The sequence below is a fragment of the Pseudomonas sp. MH10 genome, assembly GCF_034353045.1.
Classification (GTDB): domain Bacteria; phylum Pseudomonadota; class Gammaproteobacteria; order Pseudomonadales; family Pseudomonadaceae; genus Aquipseudomonas.
In genome coordinates, this window is sequence record NZ_CP133783.1 from 2921644 (window position 1) to 2936793 (window position 15150).

13 protein-coding genes are annotated in these 15150 nt (G+C 56.9%); 4 read left to right on the plus strand and 9 right to left on the minus strand.

What is annotated here, in order from left to right:
- On the minus strand, positions 1-714 hold the full coding sequence (locus RHM59_RS13075; RefSeq protein WP_322224233.1) for an ABC transporter permease: 714 nt from the start codon (positions 712-714) through the stop codon (positions 1-3).
- Positions 715-1055: 341 nt separating this feature from the next.
- On the opposite strand from RHM59_RS13075, the gene RHM59_RS13080 reads away from it, so the two are divergent.
- The gene (locus RHM59_RS13080) at positions 1056-2639 is read left to right on the plus strand and encodes a peptide chain release factor 3 (RefSeq protein ID WP_322167552.1); all 1584 of its coding nucleotides are present in this window, start codon (positions 1056-1058) and stop codon (positions 2637-2639) included.
- A 121-nt stretch (positions 2640-2760) separates the two neighbouring features.
- On the opposite strand, the gene RHM59_RS13085 is transcribed toward RHM59_RS13080, so the two are convergent.
- The 4 genes from RHM59_RS13085 to RHM59_RS13100 form a co-directional block, all read right to left on the minus strand.
- Complete coding sequence (locus tag RHM59_RS13085; RefSeq protein ID WP_322224234.1) at positions 2761-3897, minus strand: alpha/beta hydrolase; 1137 nt, start codon at positions 3895-3897, stop codon at positions 2761-2763.
- A gap of 111 nt (positions 3898-4008) precedes the next feature.
- Positions 4009-4905, minus strand: coding sequence for a LysR family transcriptional regulator (locus RHM59_RS13090; protein WP_322224236.1), 897 nt, complete (start codon positions 4903-4905; stop codon positions 4009-4011).
- Between the two features lie 411 nt (positions 4906-5316).
- Complete coding sequence (locus RHM59_RS13095; RefSeq protein ID WP_322167549.1) at positions 5317-5901, minus strand: NAD(P)H-dependent oxidoreductase; 585 nt, start codon at positions 5899-5901, stop codon at positions 5317-5319.
- Positions 5902-6031: 130 nt separating this feature from the next.
- Entirely contained in the window at positions 6032-6793 is a 762-nt protein-coding gene (locus tag RHM59_RS13100; protein ID WP_322224238.1) for a sulfite exporter TauE/SafE family protein, read from the minus strand.
- A gap of 97 nt (positions 6794-6890) precedes the next feature.
- Here RHM59_RS13100 and RHM59_RS13105 point away from each other — a divergent pair, with 97 nt between their 5' ends.
- Both RHM59_RS13105 and RHM59_RS13110 read left to right on the plus strand, forming a co-directional pair.
- Positions 6891-7808: a LysR family transcriptional regulator gene (locus RHM59_RS13105; RefSeq protein ID WP_322167547.1), complete on the plus strand. Its 918-nt coding sequence runs from the start codon at positions 6891-6893 to the stop codon at positions 7806-7808.
- Between the two features lie 65 nt (positions 7809-7873).
- Entirely contained in the window at positions 7874-8218 is a 345-nt protein-coding gene (locus RHM59_RS13110; RefSeq protein WP_322167546.1) for a cupin domain-containing protein, read from the plus strand.
- 210 nt (positions 8219-8428) lie between these two features.
- Here RHM59_RS13110 and RHM59_RS13115 read toward each other — a convergent pair whose 3' ends face one another.
- The 4 genes from RHM59_RS13115 to RHM59_RS13130 all read right to left on the minus strand — a co-directional run bounded on the left by RHM59_RS13115 (position 8429) and on the right by RHM59_RS13130 (position 13783).
- Positions 8429-9736, minus strand: coding sequence for a HAMP domain-containing sensor histidine kinase (locus RHM59_RS13115; protein ID WP_322286701.1), 1308 nt, complete (start codon positions 9734-9736; stop codon positions 8429-8431).
- Positions 9737-9847: 111 nt separating this feature from the next.
- The gene (gene mmsB, locus RHM59_RS13120) at positions 9848-10735 is read right to left on the minus strand and encodes a 3-hydroxyisobutyrate dehydrogenase (protein WP_322224240.1); all 888 of its coding nucleotides are present in this window, start codon (positions 10733-10735) and stop codon (positions 9848-9850) included.
- A gap of 102 nt (positions 10736-10837) precedes the next feature.
- The gene (locus tag RHM59_RS13125) at positions 10838-12376 is read right to left on the minus strand and encodes a CoA-acylating methylmalonate-semialdehyde dehydrogenase (protein WP_322167544.1); all 1539 of its coding nucleotides are present in this window, start codon (positions 12374-12376) and stop codon (positions 10838-10840) included.
- Between the two features lie 78 nt (positions 12377-12454).
- Entirely contained in the window at positions 12455-13783 is a 1329-nt protein-coding gene (locus RHM59_RS13130) for an MFS transporter (protein ID WP_322167543.1), read from the minus strand.
- Between the two features lie 181 nt (positions 13784-13964).
- On the opposite strand from RHM59_RS13130, the gene RHM59_RS13135 reads away from it, so the two are divergent.
- On the plus strand, positions 13965-14915 hold the full coding sequence (locus RHM59_RS13135) for a LysR family transcriptional regulator (RefSeq protein WP_322170705.1): 951 nt from the start codon (positions 13965-13967) through the stop codon (positions 14913-14915).
- The last annotated feature ends 235 nt before the right edge of the window (positions 14916-15150 follow it).

Here is a 15150-nt window from a genome sequence, read left to right on the forward strand (position 1 = left end):
TCAGCGGGCCAGGCCGCGTTCCAGCCAGATACGGCTGGCTAGCGTCACCACACCGTCAAGCAATAGCGCGAGCAAAGCGGTACAGGCCGCACCGAGTAATAGTTGCGGCTGATTGTTCAGCGCAATGCCGGGAAAAATCAGGCTGCCCAGACTGTTCGCGCCAATCAAAAACGCCAGCGGCGCAGTGCCGACGTTGATTGCCAGCGAGACCCGCACGCCACCGATAATGATCGGCACAGCATTGGGCAGCTCAACGCGCAGTAACACTTGGCGCGGTGTCATGCCAATTCCGACGGCCGCTTCCTTGAGAGAGCCCTGAACGTTTTTCAGGCCTTCATAAGTGTTGCGCACAATGGGCAACAACGAGGCGAGGAACAGCGCGAAGATGGCGGGTCCGCTGCCAATGCCGAGGATCCCAAGGGCAATGGCCAACACGGCGAGAGGAGGAACGGTGTTGCCAATATTGAAAACTTGCATGAAGCGTTCAGCGCTACGAACCATGCTCGGTCGGCTGAGGACAATACCGGCCGGTATACCGACCACCAGTGCCGCCAACATTGAAACCACGACCAAAATCAAATGCGCTTGCAGGTAGAACCACAGGTCGTCTTGGTACTTTACGATGGTACTGATGCCGATCCAATGGACCAGCAGGGCCAGAAGCGCAATAACAACTGCACCTCCCAATAGCCCCTTGCCATAGCGATTAGCCACAGGCGGACTCCTTTTTTACGTCGGCGAACGCGTTGCCGTAACAGGTCATTTCTGACCGCACTGATAAGTGCAATAACGTTCGCGAAGAGCAGCGGGTGGGTCGCCGGTAAGGGGTTAACCTCGGCGAAAACACAAGCCATTAGCGTAGCTTCGTCAAGCTAACGTGTTGATTTATCAGCCCCAGATACTGGCCGTATCGGGGGAGTGGACGTCTCTACAGTGCGAAAGGTTCCCACATAAGATAGTAATTGGCCACCTTGCGTCGACTGAACGGTTCGGTTATTGCATCCAATTGAGCTATAATCTGCCCCCTTTTTTGATCACCTGCCAGGCGATTTCCCATGACCAACCAGGCCGCCGAAGTCGCGAAACGCCGCACCTTCGCCATCATTTCCCACCCGGATGCGGGCAAGACCACCATCACGGAAAAACTGCTGTTGATGGGTAAGGCGATTTCCATCGCGGGCACGGTGAAATCACGTAAGTCCGACCGCCATGCGACGTCTGACTGGATGGAGATGGAAAAGCAACGCGGCATTTCCATCACCACGTCGGTCATGCAGTTTCCGTATCGCGATCACATGATCAACCTGCTCGACACCCCGGGCCACGAAGACTTCTCCGAAGACACTTACCGTACCCTGACCGCAGTGGATTCAGCACTGATGGTGCTCGACGGCGGTAAAGGCGTCGAGCCACGGACCATCGCCTTGATGGACGTTTGCCGTCTGCGTGACACGCCTATTGTCAGCTTCATCAATAAGCTCGACCGCGACATCCGCGACCCGATCGAACTGCTCGACGAAATAGAAGCAGTCCTCAAGATCAAGGCGGCGCCGATCACCTGGCCGATTGGTTGCTACCGCGATTTCAAGGGTGTTTATCACCTGGCCGACGATTACATCATTGTGTACACCGCCGGTCATGGCCATGAGCGCACCGACGTCAAAATCATTGAAAAGCTCGATTCCGACGAAGCCCGCGCCCACTTGGGTGACGAGTACAACCGCTTCTGCGATCAGTTGGAACTGGTGCAAGGCGCCTGTCACGAATTCAACCAACAGGAATTCCTCGACGGCCAACTGACGCCAGTGTTCTTCGGTACAGCGCTGGGTAACTTCGGGGTTGATCACGTGCTTGATGCGGTGGTGAACTGGGCGCCACAACCGTTGGCCCGTGTCGCCAACGAGCGCACCGTGGAGCCGAACGAAGAGAAATTCAGCGGCTTTATTTTCAAGATCCAGGCAAATATGGACCCCAAGCACCGCGACCGTATCGCGTTCATGCGCGTGTGTTCCGGCCGTTATGACAAGGGCATGAAAATGCGCCATGTGCGTTTGGGCAAAGAAGTGCGGATCGGCGACGCGCTGACGTTTTTCTCCTCCGAGCGTGAGCAGTTGGAAGAAGCCTTTGCCGGCGACATTATCGGTTTGCACAACCATGGCACGATCCAGATTGGCGACACCTTCACCGAAGGCGAAAACCTGGGCTTCACTGGCATCCCGCACTTCGCACCGGAACTGTTCCGCCGCGTACGCCTGAAGGACCCGCTGAAGTCCAAGCAGTTGCGTCAGGGCTTGCAACAACTGGCCGAAGAAGGCGCCACTCAGGTGTTCTTCCCGACGCGCAGCAACGACATCATTCTCGGCGCCGTCGGTGTGCTGCAGTTCGATGTGGTCGCGAGCCGTTTGAAGGAAGAATACAAAGTCGAATGCGCTTACGAGCCAATCACCGTGTGGTCAGCGCGTTGGATCGATTGCAGCGATAAGAAGAAGCTGGAAGAGTTTCAGATCAAAGCCGTGGAAAACCTGGCGGTTGATGGCGGTGGTCACTTGACCTACCTGGCACCGACCCGCGTTAACCTGGCATTGATGGAAGAACGCTGGCCCGATGTGAAATTCCGCGCGACTCGCGAGCATCATTAACTGACGATTGAGCAACGCCGCTCGCCAACAAGTCTGTAGGAACCAACTTGTTGGCGAGGCGCCCGTGTCAGGTTGACCGCGTAAAACCTCTCGCCAACAAGTTGGCTCGTACAGCGATGTACTATTGCAACCAGCCCGCAGTTCCCAGCCAGCCCGGTGCCGTTTTCTGCAGCCAATCGCTGGCGGCCGGGTTGTGTTTCACGCGGCTGTCGAGAAAGGCTTGGCTAACCGCCTGAATCGATGCCACTTGTTTCGGGTCTGGAACAGGCTCAGCCCCGACAGGACTGTGAGCGCCCGACCCGACGAGTTTGGTTTTGGCGTGGGATTTCCCGCCTGGGGTGTGATCCTCGCTCGGTGGCGCCTTGAGCGCTTTTCCTTCGGTGGGAATGGGCACCAAATCTGAGCCAGACAAGGTCTTGTACGTTGCACGCGACATTCTCAGGCGATGGCTGCCTGCAGCGGTCACCGCCGCACCCACCATTTCGCGCTGCTGATTAGAGCTGACCCAGTTGAACGGGTCTTCGTCGTCTTGGCTGGTGATCGTCAAGACCGGCGAAGCGATGCGAGCGAACGTCTCAGGCCTGGCCTGGATTTCGGCATAAGGGCTGATCAGCAGTACGGCTTTGGGCTGCACATCAACGCCGGTTGCACTGTCGGTTTGACCCGCCCCCGCCACCGCAGCCGCCGTTTGCGCGCCCAAATCAAAACCGGCCACGGTCACTTGGTTCCAATCAATGGACGCTAACTGCGCATCACCTTTAGCCGCCCGAGCCCGCACTTCGGTTAGCACTTTTTGCAGCGTGCTCAACCGGTCGCGCAAAGAAGCGTTGGAATAGCGATCAGCCGCCAATTCACGAAACACGCCCGCCTGGGCTTGCCCCGTCAAGTAAAGCGCCGGACCGTAAGCTTGCCCCTGAACCGACAACACGGCATACCCGGCCTGCGCCCAAGCATTGCGCCATTGCTCGCCCCCTGAGGCTGACTCACCAAGGCCCGGCAGATAAATAATCAGCGGTAAACGCTCATGGCTAACGGGCGCTATCCACGCGACACTCACCGATTGCCGGCCCAACTTCCACGTATCATCCCAACTGGTGATTTCGTTATGGGCCGGTTGATACCCGGTGGTCAGGTCTTTGTTCACCTGCTCGATAAATTTGATGTGCGGTTCCGCTGGGTCGCTAGCGCAGCCGGTTGTCAGACCTATTGTGCCAAGCAGCACACTCACAGCAAGCCAATGTCTCGGTTGAAAATTCATGCGCCCCACAGGTCCATCCCTATCAGTTGGCTCGGCTATAGCGAGCAAGCCTAACCGCACCGGCTTCATGCAACGAGCCCGGTACAGTAAATAATCGGTAAAGGCTCAGCCTCACGCGGCGTAATTTGCCAGCTTCTTCTGGATGAAGTCGAGAAAACATTGAATACGCAGCGCTAACTGTGAGTTTCGGTAGTACACCGCGTGAATCGGCTGCCGATAACCGCTGTTGGCTTCGGGCAAGATCACCTGCAAGCGCTTGAGGCGAATGTCTTCGTGGGTCATGAAGTGTGACAGGCAAACAATGCCCTCCCCGGCCAACGCTAATTGGCGCAGGGTTTCTCCGCTCGAAGCACAAAGCGCTGGCTGAATCTGCAGCCGATCCCCTTCGGCGTGCCGCAACGGCCAATGATTTAGGGTTTGGGTCTGGGTGAAACCGATTAGCGCATGATTGGCCAGCGCTTCAACCGTGGTCGGCGTGCCGTGCTTTTTGAGGTACGCCGGGCTGGCGAGAATGTTCAACGGGCTGCTGCCCAGCGAGCGCGCATGCAGGGTTGAATCGGCCAGGGTGCCAATCCGGATCGCGACGTCTGTCCTTTGTTCGAGGAGGTCGATGATCAGGTCGTTGCTGTTCAGCTCCAACTGGATATCGGGGTACAACGCGCGAAACTCGGGCACATAGGGCACCACGGCGTGCAGCATGAACGGCGACGCCGCATTGATCCGCAAGCGCCCGGCGGGGGTTTGTTGGCGCAGGGTTAAGCGTTCTTCAAGGTCGTCCATTTGCGCGAGGATATGTTTGGCTTTTTCGAGGAAAAATTTACCTTCTTCGGTCAAATCCATACGCCGCGTGGTGCGGTTGATCAGGGTTGTTTCCAGCTTCGCCTCAAGCCGCGACAACGTGCGGCTGATCGCCGAAGGGGTTTGCCCGACGTGCTCGGCGGCGGCTGATATCGAACCGCTTTCGATCACAGAAACAAACACCTGCAACTCATCGGATCTGGCTTTCACTGTTGTTCTCCGCTCAAAACTGGCTAGATATTAGCGTTGTTTTGCCCAAAGAACGGTGCCCTTTCTGTGGAGCCAGATTCCCAATGGGACCGAATTCATTCATGCCCTGAGGTCATTGACACGGTTGATAGCAAGCAGCCACGAATCCTGTGGGAGTAGGCTGCGAAGAGGCCCGTAATCGCGCCGCTGATGTCGACCTGAAAACTGGGGCGCTGCGTTGACGCTTTCGTTGGCAAGCCCACAGAGACATCGGCAGAGTAGGCACTGAACATCTGATCGCAGCCTTCGGCAGCGCCTACAGAAGATCGTGTGTCGCCAAACCCGTGGGACCGAATTTCTTCGGGAAGGCACCAACGCGGTATTTCAGGAAAACGCGCCAGCCGCTTCCCGAATAAATTCGGTCCCACAGATTTAAACGCTAAACACCTTTGCCAGATGCGCCTCATAACGCTTCACATCCGCCTCAATGGCCGGGACCTTCATCACGTCTACGCACAGGAATGTCGGCAGCGCCGCCAGGCCCAGAAATTCGTTGGCCTTATGGAACGGGAAATATACCGCGTCCACACCCTTGCCTTCGAAAAAGTCAGCCGGGTCGTCGAACGCCTGTTGTGGCGCGTTCCAGGTAGCGGAAATCATGTACTGCTTACCGTGCAACAGACCACCACTGCCATAACGCTGGGAAGCGTCGGAGCGGGTGCGACCGTCGTTGGCGTACAGGCTGCTATAACCTTCGGTGAACACCTCGTCGATGTACTTTTTTACGATCCACGGCGCGCCCATCCACCATGCCGGCATCTGATAAATGATCACGTCAGCCCAAACAAACTTCGCCACTTCCTCAACCACGTCATAACCGGCATCGATCTGTGTTTCTTTAACGTCGAAGCCCGAGTGGTCGAGAAAGGCCAGTGCGGCGTTGTGCAAGGTAGCGTTGTATAAACCATCGGAGTGCGCGAATTTTTTACCGCCGTTCAATAGCAGAATCTTTTTCATGGGGTTCTCATCGAGAAGAGTGGAAATCGGATGACGGCAGAATACCGATGCGTAAACGACGGAATAACCCTTGACCGGCCAAAATACTTTTGATCAATACGCACGAATCAACCTGGATTGTTGCCGATCATTAATTAAAAAACAGGTGTAATCCAAGCAATCCCATTCCAATAAAGAACACACGCTTGAACAGCGCGGCGCTGATGCGATGGCGCAACCACTGGCCAAGCATCATCCCCAATAACGCCGGCACCAGCGCTAACAGCGAGGCGCCCATTTCACCGCCGCCCAGCGCTCCGCGCCAATACAGGCCCGCCGCCAATGCCAGCGTCGATACGGTGAACGACAAACCCAGTGCTTGAACCAACGGGTTGCGGTCCAGGCCCAACGCTTGTAAATAAGGCACGGCTGGAATCACAAATAATCCGGTAGCGGACGCCACAAACCCGGTAATCAATCCACACAGCGGCCCAAGCCACAGCTCGAATCTCGGCGCGATGCGCAGCGGCGGCAGAAACAATCCAATCAGCGCATACAGCACCAAGCCCCCACCCAACGCGCGACTCATTGACTGATCCAAACCCATGCCCAACCAGAGCGTGCCCAACCCCGTCCCTAGAAAGATCAATAACAACATCGGCCACAATCGCTTGATCAATGCTCGCAATTGCCCGCCAGTTGCCAGTTGCCAAAGGTTGGTCACTGTTGCCGGAATGATCAGCAAGGCCGCTGCCTGCGCCGGCAACATAGCCAAACCCAATAACCCCATGGCGACCGTGGGCAAGCCAAGACCGATCACACCCTTAACTACGCCAGCTATCATGAAGACGCACAGCACCAGCAAGGACAACGCCCATCCGAGGTGCTGGTAGATTTCGATAAATGTTTTCATCTGCCGATGTTGGCGGGACCGAGGGTATCTGAACAGTTGCCATATACTGAGGCTGCCTCAGGCAAAGACGGAGGCTGATCTTTACAGGTAAATTCACATGCGCTTCGACCTGATTGACCTTCGGCTATTTCTCAATATCACCGAGAGCGGCAACATAACCGCCGGGGCCTCGCGCAGCCATTTGTCGTTGGCATCCGCTAGCGCACGGGTTCGGGCGCTTGAAGCGTCACTGGGGACGCCCTTGCTGGAGCGTGGACGACGTGGCGTTACGCCCACTCCAGCGGGCAAAGCAATGACGCGGCATGCCCGGCTGATCTTGCAGCAGGTTGATCGCATGCAGTTTTGTTTGACCGATTACGCAAAGGGGTTCAAAGGTCAGGTCCGGCTGCTGTGCAATACCTCAGCGCTGACCGAGTACTTGCCAGAACTGTTAGCTGACTTCTTGATTAAGCATCCTTCCATCGATGTTGATCTGGAAGAACACCCCAGCCTGAGAATTCTGGAAGCGGTGCGTCAGGGCGCAGCAGACATCGGTATCATTTCCGATGCAGTGGATGCCAGCGACCTGCAAACAGTGCCATTTCGCGACGACCCGCTGGCGTTGGTCATGCCACTGGACCATGCGCTAAGCAGTCATCAAGCCCTTTGCTTTGCCCAGACGCTGGACTACGATCACATCGCGCTAGCGTCCAACAACGCGATGTCGATTTACCTTGAAGAACAGGCTTTGCATGCTGGCAAACGCCTACGCATTCGGGCGCGGGCCGAAGGATTTTCCGGCGTCATGCGCATGGTCGCTCGCGGCACCGGGCTCGGGATTGTCCCGCAAGCGGCGGTAGACCGCTGGCAACACGCCCATCACCTCAAAAGTGTGCCGTTGAGCGACCCGTGGGCTGATCGAAAACTGCTGCTTTGTGCGGCAGATTTCAACGTACTGCCGGGGTATGCCAAAACGTTATTGAACGACTTGACCACCGCGTTTCTGGATACCTCGATGTCGAGCACAGACAACTGACGATCAGGCAACCGTCCTATGGTGTGCGCGCGCTATCAATCGCGCGCCCACCTTTTGGAGTTGCCATGCCTACGCCGATTACCGTCCTTCGCGACACTCACCCGCTGCCCATACTCGATGCCTGCAAATGGGAAAAGCTCGAAGGTGATCCGCACACCGTCAACCTCAACGCCTACACCTCCGAGGACGGCAGCAAAATCATGGGCACCTGGATCTGCACACCAGGCAAATGGCGCGTGGATTATGTGAAGTGGGAATACTGCCATTTTCAAGAAGGCTACTGCATCATCACCCCGGACGGCATGGAGCCTATTCACCTGCGTGCGGGCGATATTTTTATCGTTGAGCCGGGTATGAAAGGGATTTGGGAAGTGGTTGAGACGGTCAGGAAGTATTTTGTTTTTGCTTGATAGCCAAACCTTAAAACAGCAGCGATTACGTCTGTGGTAGGCGCATATCTGTAGAAGACAACGTGTTGCGAGGCGGTCGACCAGGCACACCGAAGAGGCTTTTCGCCAACAAGTTGGCTCCTACAGAGATTGTGGAAGTCCTTCTAATATGCCGAAATCTGTGGGAGCAGGCTGCCTGCGAAGAGGCCGACCACCCCACACGAGCTTGAGCTAAACCACCTTGACCGGAGCAACCAAAGGAGCCGGAACCGGATCAAGCACAACTTCAAAGCAGCACCCGCTCGGCTCCAGGCTCCTGAGGGTGACACTCCAGTGCTGGTTGTCGCAGATACGTTGTACCAGTGAAAGACCTAGACCAAGCCCTTCGCCGCGTTGTTCATCGCCTCTGACGAAGGGTTGGAACATAGCTTCGTGAAGGCTTTCGGGGATGCCGATGCCGCTGTCTTCAACGGTAAAACCATGAGGATTTAGCGTCAGTCGGATGAAGCCTGCGTCGGTGTAATGCCAAGCATTGCGCAGGAGGTTGCCCATCACCGAATGCACCAAGGTTGCGTTGAACAACGTGGGCAAGGTTTTGCCGGGATCGAACACCAGTTCCAGGCCTTTTTCGGCTATCGGTTTACGCCACAGGTCGACCAGTTCTTCCGCAATGTCCAACAGCGTCGAGCGCGGGCCGTGCCGGCTTTCGTTGCCTTCGACCCGCGCCAGCATCAGGAAGGTTTCGACCAACTGACTCATCCCGGCGCTGGCCCGCGCGATGCGCCTGACCTGATTGCGGGACCGATCATCTAATAAAGAACTTTCCAACAACAATTCGCACGAACTGGCCAACACCATTAAAGGCGTTCGCAGCTCATGGCTGACGTCGCTGGTGAACAGTTTTTCCCGAACCAGCGCCGCGTGCAATCGGCCCAAGGTGGCGTCGAACGACACCGCCAGCTCGCCGACTTCATCACGGGCATAGTTAGGCGATAACGCCGGGGCGAGTTCAAGGATTTGGTCGCGGTAGCGAACCTGGCGTGAGAGGTTGACCACTGGCGCCATCACGCGGCGCGCCAACAGTCGACCCAACAGGATCGCCAGCAGAATACTGAGGATGAAACCGACGAACACGATTCCAAATAGAATTTTTTCACGCTTTTCAAAGTTGCGCTGGTCACGCAGCAGCACATAACGACGACCGCCCACTATCTCGGCCATGGCGTAATAGGCTTTTTCGCCGCGGTACACTTCATGAAAGCCCGGTGTCAGCTCGGTCAAATCGCCGACCATGGCAAGCTCGCCGGCGCCACCGTCGACGTAAAATAGTTCTTCCTTTTCTGGCTTGTGGCTCCAGTTTTCGACGTTATCCATCACCATTAGCCGGTGCAAATCCCGGCCGAGACTGGCGGTGGTCAATCGTTTCTCGACGACGTGCACCGTCGCGATAATGCCTACGGCGAACACCCCGGCCACCAGCACGCTCATCAGCGCAAAGACCATGACGATCCTTTGCTTCAAGCTGTGCTTGATGCCCATCGACTTCCAGAACTTCAACGACATTCAGGCTTTACACATACAAGAAGGCACCGGGATCGAGGCCAATAGCCGCAATGATACCCGCCTATTGAGGGCCTTAAAACTCCGCGTTCACTCAGGCTTGCGATAGGACTCGATGATCGCCGAAAAATCCTTGCCACCTTCACCACGCAAGCTCATTGCCTGGTACAGCTGCTGGGCGACCGCGCCCAGGATTACCGGTTGATGAGCCACCCGCGCCGCTTCGGTCGCCAGGCCCAGGTCTTTGAGCATCAGGTCCGCACCAAAACCGCCGGTGTAGCCGCGTGATGCCGGAGCGGTTTCGACGATGCCCGGCCACGGGTTGTAGACCTCCGAACTCCAGCAACGCCCAGTGGAGCTGTTGATGATGCTGGCCAAAATGCCAGTATCGATCCCTAAGGTGTTGCCCAATGCCATGGCCTCGGCGACACCGATCATGGAGATGCCCAACAGCATGTTGTTGCAGATTTTGGCGATTTGCCCGGTGCCGACGTCGCCGCAATGGACGATGTTTTTGCCCATCTGCGCCAAGACCGGCTTCAGCACTTCGAAATGCTCTGCACTGGCGCCCACCATAAAGGTCAGGGTTCCAGCTTGCGCGCCGCCGGTGCCGCCCGACACCGGTGCATCACCGAGAACCACGCCTTGTTTGGCCGCCGCCGCCGCCACCTCACGGATGGTCTGCGGGTCGATGGTGCTGCAATCCACTGCCGGTACGCCACCGCTAATCCCGGCCAGCACGCCGTCGTCGTTCAGGTAAACGCTGCGCACATGGGAAGCGGCGGGGAGCATGGTGATCACCAACTCGACACCTTGGGACGCGTCCTTGGGTGACGCGCTGACGGTGGCGCCCAGCGCGCCAAGTTCCGCCAGTACGGTTTTATTGAGGTCGAACAGGTTGAGTGAATGACCGGCTTTGATCAGGTTGCGCGCCATGGGCGCACCCATATTACCGAGACCGATGAATGCAATTTTCATGTTTTTCTCCTTTTCCTGTGGGAGCCAACGTGGTGGCGAGGCCGCTTGATGCGGTGCGCTGGAAAATGCTTCGCCAACACGTTGGCTCCTACAGGTGATTGCTTAGCGCAGGTTGATGGTGGTGTTGACGCCATCGTTCACACTGCTGTCATCAAACCAGCGACTGGTGACGGTTTTGGTCTGGGTGTAGAACTGCACCACTTGCTTGCCGTACGGACCCAGATCGCCGAGTTTCGAGCCGCGCGACCCGGTGAAGCTGAAATACGGCACCGGCACAGGGATTGGAATGTTGATGCCCACTTGGCCGACGTCGATCTCGTTCTGAAACTTGCGCGCTGCTGCGCCGCTTTGGGTGAACAGGCCGGTGCCGTTGCCGTACGGGTTGGCGTTGACCAAGGCAATCGCCTGATCAAGGGTGTCGACTTCCAGAACCACCAGCACGGGGCCGAAGATTTCTTGAGTATAAATTTGCATCTCGGTGGTGACACCGGAAAACAGAGTCGGCCCAACAAAGTTACCGTCCTCAAAGCCCGGTACCGAAATGCCACGACCATCCAGCTCAAGCTTGGCGCCCTCGCGAACGCCGCTTTCGATCAAGCTCAACACACGCTCTTTCGCACGCTTGGAAATAAGTGGACCGACATCGGTGCCCGCTTCGCTACCGGCATTCACCGTAAGTTTCTGCGCCAGCGCTTTGAGGTCCGGCAGCCATTGTTTAGCCGCGCCCACCAACACCACCACAGAGGTGGCCATGCAGCGTTGACCGGCGGCACCGAAACCTGCGCCCACCAGCGCATTAAGGGTTTGCTCACGGTTGGCATCAGCCAGCACCACGGCATGGTTTTTCGCGCCCATCATCGATTGCACGCGCTTACCGTGCTGACCGGCGAGATTGTAAACATGAGTGCCAACTTCGGTTGAACCGACGAAGGAGACGGCTTTGATGTCTTTGTGGGTGCAGATGCCATCCACCACTTGCTTGCCGCCGTGCACCACATTGAGTACGCCAGCCGGTACGCCGGCCTCGACTGCCAACTCAACCAACAACAGGGTCGACATGGGGTCTTGTTCAGACGGTTTAAGCACGAAGGTGTTGCCGCAGGCGATGGCCATCGGGAACATCCACAGCGGAATCATGGCTGGGAAGTTGAACGGGGTGATCCCGGCGCAGACACCGATCGGTTGACGCAAGGTGTAGGTATCGACACCCCCTGCGACGTTTTCCGAGAATTCGCCCATCTGCAAGGTGCCGATAGAACACGCGTGTTCAACCACCTCTAGGCCGCGAAAGATGTCGCCTTCGGCGTCGGCGATGGTTTTGCCTTGCTCAGCGCTCAGCACCGCCGCGATGCGCTTGGAGTGTTCACGCACCAGCGCTTGAAGCTTGAGCATGATGCGCATCCGCGCACCGATAGGCGTATGGCGCCAGGTCTGGAACGCCAGTTTCGCGGCAGCGACGGCGGCGTCCACTTCGGCTTCAGTGGCGAACGGCACTTGCGCCAGTACTTCTTGGGTGGCCGGGTTAACGATGTCGCGCCATTCAGTGGTTTTCGAATCGACCCACTCACCACCGATCAGCAGTTTGACCCGGGCAACCGCGCCGGATGTGTTGTTGATGGAAAGGCTCTGTAAAGCGTTCATGCACGTTCTCCAGTGTTCGAGCGGCCCCGTCAGGGGCGGCGATAAATTCAGATCAAGCAGTACGCCTTCAAGATCTGTTCAGGGCGCGCGATACCGCGCCGGATCGGGTTTCATCAGCGCCGTACAGAACAGCGCAATCACGGCCATGCCAATGAGGTAAACAATGACGTAGTGCGGGCTGCCGTCGGCATACGCTAACAATTTAGTAGCAATCATCGGCGCGAACCCGCCACCCAGTACGCCGGCCAGTTGCACGGACACCGAGATGCCGCTGTAACGAATTTCCGCAGGGAATTGCCGAGCGAACAACAGTGATTCAGGGGCATACATGATCGGGAAGACCACCCCGACCGCCAGCACCATCGCCCACCAGACCAGCACCGGCTCGCGTGTTTCGAGCATGGCAAAGAATGGATAGATGAAGGCGCAGAGCAGTAACAATCCGGCGAAGTACAAGCGGCGCTGGCCAACCTTGTCTGAGAGGTACCCGCAGAACGGCATGGTGATCAGCGACAAGGCCGCACCGCAGGTAATCGCATAGAGCACATCGGCCCGGGGGATCTGCAACTGGTTGGCGGCGTAGGCCAGGGCGAAAGTCACTGACATATAGAACCAGGCGTTTTCCGCGGTGCGGGCGCCGATAATTGTCAGGGTTTCCCGTGGGTGTTGACGCAGCACTTGGAACAGCGGGATTTTGACCGCAATGTTCTGCGCTTTGATTTTTTCGAACGCGGGTGATTCAGGGACCTTCAGACGGATCAACCAACCGATGCCCAGCAACACGACGCTGGCAATAAACGGCAGGCGCCAACCCCAGGTGAGCATGTCCGCTTCAGGCAGTTTCGCCACCAGGCCCATGGCCAACGACGCCAATACCAAGCCTGCACCAACACCGGTTTGCGGCAGGCTGCCATAAAAACCTTTTTTGCCTTCGGGAGCATGTTCGACGGCCATCAGCACCGCCCCGCCCCATTCACCGCCCACCGCCATGCCTTGTAGAAAGCGCATCAACACCAGAATCAACGCGGCCCAGTAGCCGATTTGATCGTAGCTCGGGATCAGCCCGATAACGATAGTCGGAATTCCCATCATCATCAGCGTGAGCAACAGCATGGACTTACGCCCGATGCGGTCACCAAAGTGGCCGAAGATAACCCCACCCAACGGCCGGCCAAGAAAGCCCACGGCGTAGGTGGCGAAAGCGGCCAACACTCCAGTGATCGGGTCCAGCGCAGGAAAAAATATTTTGCCGAAGATCAGCGCGGCAGCGGTGCCGTAGAGGAAAAAGTCATACCACTCGATGGTGGTACCGGCCATGCTTGCCATACCGGCGAGCCGATAGGATGCGATCTTTTTTGCAGGACTGGCGCCAGCGAAACCTGCGCCCACAGTTGTAGCGTTCTTCATAAACTCCTCCGCTTATTATTTTTGTGCAGGGTGTTATGGCATGTAGCTTCGTTTAGCGATGTGGTGAGCGGCCTTGCTGATTAGGTCTCCTGAGCCACTGATCCTGAGTTTGGTCATGGGCGTGTTTTGGAGTATAGATGTGCAAACATCTAATAAGAACGCACATAAAAACCGGATCAACATGCAAAAAAACATCACCTCTTTGAACCTGCTGAACTGGGACGACCTCAAATTTTTCCTGGAAGTCGCCCGCACCCGCAAGGCCAGCATTGCAGCCAAACGCCTGGCGGTGGACTACACCACGGTGTCGCGACGGATTAATTCACTGGAGGCGGCGCTGGGCACATTGCTGTTCGAAAAATCCCGCAGCAACGGCTTCATTCTGACCGCCGAAGGCCAGCGTTTGTTGGGGTATGCCGAGTCGATTGAAAGTACGCTGCACTTGGCGTGCGAGCAAGTTTCAGGCTCCGGCGTGGCGCTGTCTGGGCATATTCGAATGGGCTGTACCGAAGGGTTCGGCAGCTTTTTTATCACCCCGCAACTGACCCATTTTCTCGATGCCTACCCGGCGATATCGGTGGACATCCTGCCACTGCCGCACTTCATCAGCCTGTCCAAGCGCGAGGCCGACATCGTGATCGCGCTGGAGCGTCCGGAACATGGGCCTTATGTGTGCTGCAAGCTGTGCGATTACAGCCTGCGGCTCTACGCGACTCAGGATTATCTCGATAGCCATGCGCCGATCAAACGCAGCGCCGATTTGGCTAACCATTCGTTCATCAGTTACGTCGATGACTTGGCGTTCAGCTCTGAGTTGCTGTACCTGAGCAACCTGCTGCCCGGCGCCAGCGCCAACCTGCGCAGCACCAGCGTCATCGCCCAATACGTCGCAGCGCTGCAAGGCCGATCGCTGGCGATACTGCCGTGTTTTCTTGCCGCGCAAGATTCGCGGCTACTGCCGGTGTTGGAGGACGAAGTGAATATCACACGGCAGTTTTGGATGTACTGCCGGGAAGACCTGAGGAAGCTCAAGCGGATCACCTTGTTGTGGGATTACATCCGCGCGGTAACTGAGCAGAACCGCCCGCTGTTGCTGGGGGAAACTAAGGGGACGGTGTTTGCTTCGGAGTAGTCTGCAAGGACTCAGGGAGGGTAAATATGACCGCGTCTGTGGGACTGGCGCGGTTCGGGTAGTTCTGAAGAAGTCATCGAAGCGGTTTAGTTTAGAAATCTCTGAACTATCGATTTGAGCTTTCCTATTCTTTCCTGTCCCGCACCCCACCTAAGATCATTCTCACACGGGACCGAAACCCCAGAGATTCGGCCCAAGGATTACCTCTTTCTGCTGCTGCCCCCGTTGCCCGACC

What these genes read in the sequence shown, in the direction of transcription:
- RHM59_RS13080 (WP_322167552.1), top strand. Translation starts at nt 1,056, where the DNA reads ATGACCAACCAGGCCGCCGAAGTCGCGAAACGCCGCACCTTCGCCATC.
- RHM59_RS13085 (WP_322224234.1), bottom strand. Translation starts at nt 3,897, where the DNA reads ATGAATTTTCAACCGAGACATTGGCTTGCTGTGAGTGTGCTGCTTGGC.
- RHM59_RS13095 (WP_322167549.1), bottom strand. Translation starts at nt 5,901, where the DNA reads ATGAAAAAGATTCTGCTATTGAACGGCGGTAAAAAATTCGCGCACTCC.
- RHM59_RS13100 (WP_322224238.1), bottom strand. Translation starts at nt 6,793, where the DNA reads ATGAAAACATTTATCGAAATCTACCAGCACCTCGGATGGGCGTTGTCC.
- RHM59_RS13105 (WP_322167547.1), top strand. Translation starts at nt 6,891, where the DNA reads ATGCGCTTCGACCTGATTGACCTTCGGCTATTTCTCAATATCACCGAG.
- RHM59_RS13110 (WP_322167546.1), top strand. Translation starts at nt 7,874, where the DNA reads ATGCCTACGCCGATTACCGTCCTTCGCGACACTCACCCGCTGCCCATA.
- RHM59_RS13115 (WP_322286701.1), bottom strand. Translation starts at nt 9,736, where the DNA reads ATGGGCATCAAGCACAGCTTGAAGCAAAGGATCGTCATGGTCTTTGCG.
- mmsB (WP_322224240.1), bottom strand. Translation starts at nt 10,735, where the DNA reads ATGAAAATTGCATTCATCGGTCTCGGTAATATGGGTGCGCCCATGGCG.
- RHM59_RS13125 (WP_322167544.1), bottom strand. Translation starts at nt 12,376, where the DNA reads ATGAACGCTTTACAGAGCCTTTCCATCAACAACACATCCGGCGCGGTT.
- RHM59_RS13130 (WP_322167543.1), bottom strand. Translation starts at nt 13,783, where the DNA reads ATGAAGAACGCTACAACTGTGGGCGCAGGTTTCGCTGGCGCCAGTCCT.
- RHM59_RS13135 (WP_322170705.1), top strand. Translation starts at nt 13,965, where the DNA reads ATGCAAAAAAACATCACCTCTTTGAACCTGCTGAACTGGGACGACCTC.